9 protein-coding genes are annotated in these 8,005 nt (G+C 31.1%); all 9 read left to right on the top strand.

Annotated features, from left to right (window positions below; all coding sequences use genetic code 11):
* Positions 1-98 (top strand): IS3 family transposase (locus tag F553_RS12380; protein ID WP_156809633.1); only part of this gene is annotated, 98 nt, incomplete at its 5' end.
* A 25-nt stretch (positions 99-123) separates the two neighbouring features.
* Positions 124-270: a hypothetical protein gene (locus F553_RS12755; RefSeq protein ID WP_156809635.1), complete on the top strand. Its 147-nt coding sequence runs from the start codon at positions 124-126 to the stop codon at positions 268-270.
* Positions 271-523: 253 nt separating this feature from the next.
* The gene (locus tag F553_RS0109555; protein ID WP_018999926.1) at positions 524-970 is read left to right on the top strand and encodes an SMI1/KNR4 family protein; all 447 of its coding nucleotides are present in this window, start codon (positions 524-526) and stop codon (positions 968-970) included.
* Between the two features lie 187 nt (positions 971-1,157).
* Positions 1,158-1,685, top strand: coding sequence for a DUF6531 domain-containing protein (locus F553_RS12230; RefSeq protein WP_020614813.1), 528 nt, complete (start codon positions 1,158-1,160; stop codon positions 1,683-1,685).
* The gene (locus tag F553_RS12130) at positions 1,627-4,119 is read left to right on the top strand and encodes an RHS repeat-associated core domain-containing protein (RefSeq protein ID WP_020614812.1); all 2,493 of its coding nucleotides are present in this window, start codon (positions 1,627-1,629) and stop codon (positions 4,117-4,119) included. Before F553_RS12230 ends, F553_RS12130 begins: the two co-directional genes overlap by 59 nt.
* A 1-nt stretch (position 4,120) precedes the next feature.
* Entirely contained in the window at positions 4,121-4,345 is a 225-nt protein-coding gene (locus F553_RS0109540) for a hypothetical protein (protein WP_018999925.1), read from the top strand.
* 464 nt (positions 4,346-4,809) lie between these two features.
* Positions 4,810-5,865: an RHS repeat-associated core domain-containing protein gene (locus tag F553_RS12375; protein WP_020614811.1), complete on the top strand. Its 1,056-nt coding sequence runs from the start codon at positions 4,810-4,812 to the stop codon at positions 5,863-5,865.
* Positions 5,866-5,878: 13 nt separating this feature from the next.
* Positions 5,879-6,979: a hypothetical protein gene (locus F553_RS0109530; RefSeq protein ID WP_018999924.1), complete on the top strand. Its 1,101-nt coding sequence runs from the start codon at positions 5,879-5,881 to the stop codon at positions 6,977-6,979.
* 153 nt (positions 6,980-7,132) lie between these two features.
* Positions 7,133-7,774 (top strand): tetratricopeptide repeat protein, encoded by a 642-nt coding sequence (locus tag F553_RS11895; RefSeq protein ID WP_018999923.1) that lies wholly within the window; start codon positions 7,133-7,135, stop codon positions 7,772-7,774.
* Positions 7,775-8,005 lie beyond the last annotated feature (231 nt).

The following is an 8,005-nucleotide window of genomic DNA, read 5'->3' as shown; positions in this document are numbered from 1 at the left end:
AATCTTATATAAAATATTATAATACAAAACGGATAAAGATAAAACTAAAAGGACTTAGTCCTGTAGAATACAGAATTAAGTTTCAATTAGTAGCTTAATTAATATGTCCAATATTTTGGGTGCATATCAAGTACCACCATTAAGGAAGAATTTAATTATAGTTATAATGAATTAATTAATAGTGGTGTAAAAAAAAAAATAGTTCAAAATGCTATAAAAAAAGCATATAAATATTTTGATTCAATAAATGCTTTTAATAAAAAATTATAAAGTTTTTTATAATTAATATGTATTGTATTAATTTTTTTGTTAAGGCAGTATAATACTTTATACTTAGTAAACAGAATATAAAGTATTATACTGCTAACGTAAATTTAATCTTTTATAGTACAATATATAATTAAAATTCAATTATAATTAGAACAATATTTTTATATTATTTAGTTATTAAAAATTAACAATCACAATATGTATTTAATATATTAATTTAAAAGATATTATAAATAATTTTGAGGTATTTTAAATGAATATACAAGAAATTTTTAAAAATTTTATTTTTATACAAAATGAAGGTACAACAAAAGAAAAAATTCATTTGATAGAAAACAAATATAATTTTATCTTACCTAATTTCTACAAAGATATATTAATGTTTTCAAATGGAATTGAAATGGATAGTATAGTAGGTGAAGAAAATAGTATAAACTTGTTTAAATTAGAAGAACTTTATGAAATAAATATAGATATATATGAAACCATGAAATATTTACCTAATTTTTTAGTTATCGGTAATACTGGTGGTGAAGAAGTATTAGTTGTAGAACAAAATAAATATAGTAAAAAAATATATCTTTATGAAGCAGGTGCCTTATTACCAAATGATGAAAATATGATTATAGTTCACCTGGAAAAATGGTTTTTAAATGGTTGTCCAATGAATGATACTTTATATAAAAAAGGTATATATTAAATATAACGCAGGTTTTAGTAAACGGCGTCAAGGAGTTTGCTACAAATCTGTTAAAAATTTCCGGCTCTGCCATAACGGATTTACTTAAACGGAATTTTAGCAATAATTCCGCTTTGTTTAAAGATATTCATTTAGTTAGAAACAGTTTAAAGGACAAATTAAATAAAGTAAAAAAGAACCGCCTGTAATGCCTTCAACAACTAAACAAAATATTTTACCATCAAAAGAAATTGCTCCGCAAAAGATTAGAGATACTAATGCTAATGTCGTAAAGATGAAAGACAGCGGACTTGACCCTGTAGACCTTATTACGGGCAGTTTTTTCATAACAATGACGGATTATATCGCCAAAGATATCGGAGAGGATTTTGTGATCCAGCGCAATTATGAATCAATCTACGAAAACACTGAACAGCCACTTGGCACAAAATGGCTTTTAAATTTGAGCAGCCACCTTGTCCGGCAGGAAGATAAGATAACTATTTTGCGGGAAGACCATAAAAAAGAAGAATTTATCAGGGAAAACGGCAGATGGGAGAATAAACGCGGCAAAGACTGTGCGCTTATCTTAACGGAAAAAGAAGGCAGCTATCTTTTAAAAGACATTCAGCAGAAAATAACGTATATTTATAACAGCTTCGGTAATTTAATCATTATTGAAGACAGAAACGGCAACAGAAAGTATCTGGAATCTTATCCGAAAAATACTGCCTAATGAATATAGTTCAAAAGGTGAGGATGCTACAGGCTACTCTTATACCTACGATAAACAGGGTAACATCATAAGCATAATCGCACCGAACGGTACGATACTGGAAACGAATATTTACGACAGCGAAGGTAATCTGCTGCAACGGCTCGACGGCGTTAAATCCGGTATAAACTGTGAATACGACCTTGCGGGCAGACGAAAAAATATCACCACGCAGAGCGGGGCAAAACAGGAATTTACCTACAATGCGCAGGGCAATATAACGGGAATAGTCGACGGCAATCAGAACAAAACTGAGTACAGACTCGATAAGTGGGGCAGGATTACTGAAATAATCAAACCGAACGGAACCAGTGAGTATTTCTCCTATGATTATGCGGGAAACATCATTGAAACAGTGGATGGCAACGGTAATAAAATTCGCTACAGATATAATCTGTTAAACAAACTGCAAGAAATTATCGACCAAACGGGCGAAAAAGATTATTTCACTTACGATATTGAAGGCAGAGTAAGACAACATACAGACCGTCGTGGTAACGAGGTGCAATATTCATATAACTTTTATGACAGCTTGACTGAAAAACTGGAAAGAAAAAGTGGTCTACGTGAAAGTTATGAATACTATCCTGACGGCAGTATAAAATCCGCTATCGCTGAAGGAATGCGTTATAGCTACAGTTATTACGCCAATGGCAATCTAAAAGAAAAATCTGCCAGTGGCAAGCGTTTATTAAGCTATGAATATGACCTAAACGGCAATAAGATAAAACAGACCGATGTAACAGGCAAGACAACGGAGTATATTTACGATGAACTGGATTTACTGCAAGAAATCCGTGATGGAGGAAAATGTATCACCGCCTTTAAATACAATGATGACGGCACTATAAAAGAAGCTGTCAGTGCCAACGGTATGAAGAATTTATATGGCTATGATACAGACAAAAACCTCATAAAATTGGATATTGATTTCAATGGAGAAGTTCTGGCGAAAAACAGATACGCTTATGACAGCAACGGCAACTGCACCATAAAACGGCAGTTACGAGGCACAACGTATTATACCAACAACAGCATAAATCAGCTCACCAATGTAAAATATCCCTACTATGAGGAACAGCTCTTCTACGATAAAGCCGGTAATAGAAGCAAACGTATTGTCAATGATGTAACGGAGTATTATCTCTACGATAAGCGGAACCGTCTGATACGACAGGTATTCCAGCAGCCGACTGGTACAACAGCGAAGCATTATATCTACGATAATGCCGGAAACCTGATGAATGACGGCGAGAGAATATATAAAAACGACGCATTCAATAGGGTAACAAGAGTTGAAACGACTACAGGACAAGTTCAAATTAACCGTTATGATGCTGAAGGTCTGCGTTATGAAATGGAAGAAAACAAAAAGCTCGTTCAATTCATCTTCAATGAAAATAGAGAAGTCGTTGTTGAACAATCTGATAGTGATATTAAACGACTGATAAGAAGCTACGACCTTTGGGCAAGTGAGTGCGAGCCGGAGAAAACATGGTATCACTACGCCAGCGATGAACAGGGAAGCACGATATTTATTACAGATGATAATAAAATCTGCAATAAATATGACTATGACGCATGGGGTAATCTCACCACTTGCGAAGAAATAATCCCGAACAGATTTCTCTATACAGGACAGCAGTTTGACCAGATAACTCAGCAGTATTATCTAAGAGCAAGGTATTATAATCCAGTAATTGCTAGATTTACTCAAGAAGATATCTACCGTGGCGATGGCTTAAATCTTTATACCTACTGCGATAATAACCCTGTAATTTATTATGACCCTAGTGGTTATAAAAGAGCACCTAATGTTGTTGATATTGATATTAAAAATGATACATTAGAAAATTTTTCTAAAACAATAACAGATGAACTTAAAAAAAACAAAGGTAGAAAAAACACTGATGTTGTAAGGGATTTTAGATATAAAGGTATAGAAATTCATACATCGAAACATCCGCATTACAATAATACAAAAGGTCATTGGGAAACAATATTGCAAAAAGCGTATGAAGAAGCTAATACTGGTGATGTAAGTAAGATACTGATAGACTCTCCTAATAATAGGTTAGATCCAGGAAAAATAGACCCATCTATTAGTAGAAAAGAGCCTGACCTTGTAATAGTTAGTAAGGACGGTAAGAATATTAGATTTTATGAAGTACCAAGTAAAACAGATTATGATAAATTAACAGGTGATTATAAAAATAGTTATAGAAAATGCTTAGAGAATAATATAGAAGGTTTAGAAAAATTATATGGAAAAGGAAATGTAAAAGGTGAATTTTTACCTATAAGTAACTTGAATCCTAACACTATATCTAGTAGTAAAAATTATAGAACAGTTAAAACCACTAAATATAAAAATGTTTTAAATAGAAGGGGTTAATATGGCTAAGAAGAGAAAAGCGATTTTTTTAGCAGGACATTTTGATGCAAAAGATACTTCTATGTGGAAAGAGTGGTTTACAACAATAGAAAAATTGTTAAAAAATAATGATATATTTCCTTATGGAATAGAACTTTCTGGGGAAGGATATACTACAGGAAAAATTTATTGTAGAAATCGAATATTAAAAAGACTAAATAAAAGTTTTAAAGAAAAAAAGAATTAGAAACATTAGGACTATATGCATTCGATCCTAAATATAAATATATAGATTATTATAGAACCATTATTTTTTTAAGAGATTATACAGATTATAAGGGTGGTAGAATATGGTGCGAATTTAATAATGATACTTTTTCAGATTTTGAAATAGATAATATTATAATAATTTTAAAACAATTTATAAATTTAACTTATGGTGAATTAATACATCAAGATTTATCCAGACATTGTCCATTTCTTATTAGTAGAATGATAAATTATCATTCAGGAGATGGTCCAGCAAATGAAAAAATAAAAAAAGAAATGAATATAACAACACTGAAAATAATAAAAGAAGAGTCTATACCGAGACAATATTAATGCTTTTTAAATTCAAAGGCTCTCTACTGAGAGCCTTATACATAATCAATCTTCATTACATTATAAGTTCAGATTAACCGTTATGATGCTGAAGGTCTGCGTTATGAAATGGAAGAGAACAAAAAGCTCGTTCAATTCATCTTCAATGAAAATAGAGAAGTCGTTGTTGAACAATCTAATAGCGATATCAAGCGATTAATTCGTAGTTATGACCTGTGGGCAAGCGAAAGTGAACCAGAAAAAACATGGTATCACTATGCTAGCGATGAACAGGGAAGTACTATATTTATTACAGATGATAATAAAATCTGCAATAAATATGACTATGACGCATGGGGTAATCTCACTACTTGTGAAGAAATAATCTCGAATAGATTTCTTTATACAGGGCAGCAATTTGACCAGATAACTCAGCAGTATTATCTAAGAGCTAGATATTATAATCCAGTAATCGCTAGATTTACCAAAGAAGATGTCTACCGTGGCAATGGTTTAAATCTTTATACCTACTGTGATAACAACCCTGTAATTTATTATGACCCTAGTGGATATAGAAAACAAACTATATTAACTATCAGACAACACGCCGAAAATGCTATAAAAGATTTAGGTGCAAGGTTAAATGTAGAAGTTCCTAAATATACAGATGCACAACTAGACATACTAGAAGAAAAATTAAATAAAGTAGTAAATGGTACATTTGAAAACTCTACAAAAATTGGTAATGCTTGCGAAGAAATTACAGATTATTTAATGAAAGATATCTATGGTTATCAATCAGCCATAGGTAAAACTTCAGGAAATCAGGGGATAGATGGTATTTATTACAAGGTGGATAAGGAAGGACATATTACAGATATCAGATTTACAGAAACAAAATATAATACAGCACAATTAGGTAAAGTAAAATCTGGAGCAAAGCAAACTTCAACAGAATGGTATAAAGAAAAACGAGATCAAATACAAAGTATAGCTGAAAACTTAAGAAGAGATGCTGAAATGGTAAAAAATCAATCAAAACGCGACGAAATGATTTATAATGCAGAGCAACGAGAAAAAACTGTAGAATTGATTAATGAAAAACTAAAGGATAAAGATATAGATATGAAAAAAGAAACTATTGTACATCGAATTCATACGTGTGGCAAAAATGTATTTAAATGAGGAGATTTTTACAATGAAATATAAAGTCAGTTATCGTAATAAACAAATCTTATATTCATATTTAGATAATTCATTTGTAGGGTTTATGGAAAATATAAAAAATTATCAACAAGAAAAAATAGATTTTGTTCTTGCTCGTGATGCCATAGATATGTATCATAGGTGTCAAGATATTGGAAATACAATGTATATTTTAAATGAAGATAAAGAAGCTTTATTTAAATATAGAAATTATATAGCACAGATTTACTATAAGAGATTTGAGTTTAATTCAGACAATGATAATATACTGGAAGGTGAAAGATATAATGCTGGTGATAGTATTAACGGATATGTTGCAGCAAATATGCTGTTTTCAGCAATAATAAGCAAAGATTTTAAATTGGCAAAAAAATGTTCCAATATTTTATATAATTTAAGTGATTATGATAAAAGACCTTGTGGTCAACCGTATGATTTTATTTCTTATGTTCTAAAAGCATGGCTTAATGATGATGCGACTCTGTTAACTGAAAATATAGAAAGGCTAAAAAAATTCAGAGCTCAAAAAACATGTAAGATGTTATTTAGATATATAATAGACATTATTTTAGCTATTAATGAAAGAGATGAGAACGAACTTCATAGGCAACTGGAAGAACTTTCTAAGTCATATAAAAAAATGGTGAGCCATTTTTCTGATGAAGAAAAATATTTTAATCGTGATGCTGTGGCTTTAACGATAATGGCAAAAAAAATGGGTATGAATGTTACTATAAATACACCTGTAATTCCTGCCGAGTTATTAGATATAACAGAAATACATTATGAAAGTCTTGAGAACATAGATTTCTCCATAAGCAAAGAAGATTTTAATACATTATGTTCATTGAAAATAGAAAGAATGATAAAAGAAGCCCATACTAACATAAAAATTATTAAAAAACATCTTGAAGAGGATGAAGAAAATCGTGAATTTCATATAGAATTAATAAATAACCAAAAAAATAAAATTCAATCCGCAAAAATATTGGAAGAAACGAAAAAGGATATTCTAAAAAATTGGGATAATATAGGATATTTACAAGCAATAAATAAAATAAGTAAATGGTTTTTATTTGGACAAAATAAATAAAAGACCAGCAAGGTCGTGTATATCTAAAAAACACATAGGATAAATATAAACGTATAATTCATCAGAAAATACAAGAGGACAGAAAATAAAACAAGGCTCTCTACTGAGAGCCTTATACATAATCAATCTTCATTAATTGAGGAGGAATAATTGATGAACATAAGAAAATCTATATCTTTGGCTTTAATTGCTTGTATGGTTTCAGGCAATATATGTTTTGCTGAAGATATTAATTTAAAACCGAACATAAATCTTCCTGGTATTAAAGTGGATTTACCAAAAACCAAAGAAGAGGCAAAGATGATGAAAGAGCAACAAAAAGAGGCAGCCAAAGAGGAGAAAGCCTTGCAGGAAGCTCAAAAAAAGGAAGCTTTTATTAAGCTAGAAAATATGGCAAATGCAGGTGAAGTGCAATCTATGTATATTCTAGCTCATGCGTATTATACAGGACAGCAGGTAGAAGAAAATGATACCTTAGCTGTAAACTGGTGGAAAAAGGCAGCAGATGCTCTTTATCCCGACGCTGATGCGTGGATTGGTCTTTCTTTTGCTGAAGGTTTTGGAGGTTCTCCACAAAATCAGGTATCAGCAGATAGGCGTTATGAAAGAGCGGTAGAGCGTGGCTCATCTTATGGTGCGATTATACTAGGCATTGAAAAATACCGCAAAAACGATATAGATAATAAAAATGAAGCTATTTTTCTGTTTGAAAAAGCTCGAAGTCAAGGAAATCCGTTAGCGGAGCAGTTTTTAAAAAGTATACGTGAAAAAGGAACGGATACTAATCAGAAATAATACTACAAAACTCATATAAAAAAGGAAATTTATATACAAATATAGAAAAGAAAAATGTAATAGAGCACAAACCGTTTAAAGAAGATAACTTTACTGGATAAGAAGCTACGACTTGTGGGCGAGTGAATGTGAGCCTGAAAAAACATGGTATCACTATGCTAGCGATGAACAGGGAAGTACTATATTTATTACAGATGATAATAAAATCTGCAATAAATATGACTATGACGC

Origin of the sequence: Megamonas rupellensis DSM 19944, assembly GCF_000378365.1 — a bacterium.
GTDB classification, from domain to species: Bacteria; Bacillota; Negativicutes; order Selenomonadales; family Selenomonadaceae; genus Megamonas; species Megamonas funiformis.
Note: the sequence above shows the minus strand (reverse complement) of the source record. Positions and strands in the feature narration are given on the sequence as shown.

What these genes read in the sequence shown, in the direction of transcription:
- F553_RS0109555 (WP_018999926.1), top strand. Translation starts at nt 524, where the DNA reads ATGAATATACAAGAAATTTTTAAAAATTTTATTTTTATACAAAATGAA.
- F553_RS0109540 (WP_018999925.1), top strand. Translation starts at nt 4,121, where the DNA reads ATGGCTAAGAAGAGAAAAGCGATTTTTTTAGCAGGACATTTTGATGCA.
- F553_RS12375 (WP_020614811.1), top strand. Translation starts at nt 4,810, where the DNA reads ATGGAAGAGAACAAAAAGCTCGTTCAATTCATCTTCAATGAAAATAGA.
- F553_RS0109530 (WP_018999924.1), top strand. Translation starts at nt 5,879, where the DNA reads ATGAAATATAAAGTCAGTTATCGTAATAAACAAATCTTATATTCATAT.
- F553_RS12230 (WP_020614813.1), top strand. Translation starts at nt 1,158, where the DNA reads ATGCCTTCAACAACTAAACAAAATATTTTACCATCAAAAGAAATTGCT.
- F553_RS11895 (WP_018999923.1), top strand. Translation starts at nt 7,133, where the DNA reads ATGAACATAAGAAAATCTATATCTTTGGCTTTAATTGCTTGTATGGTT.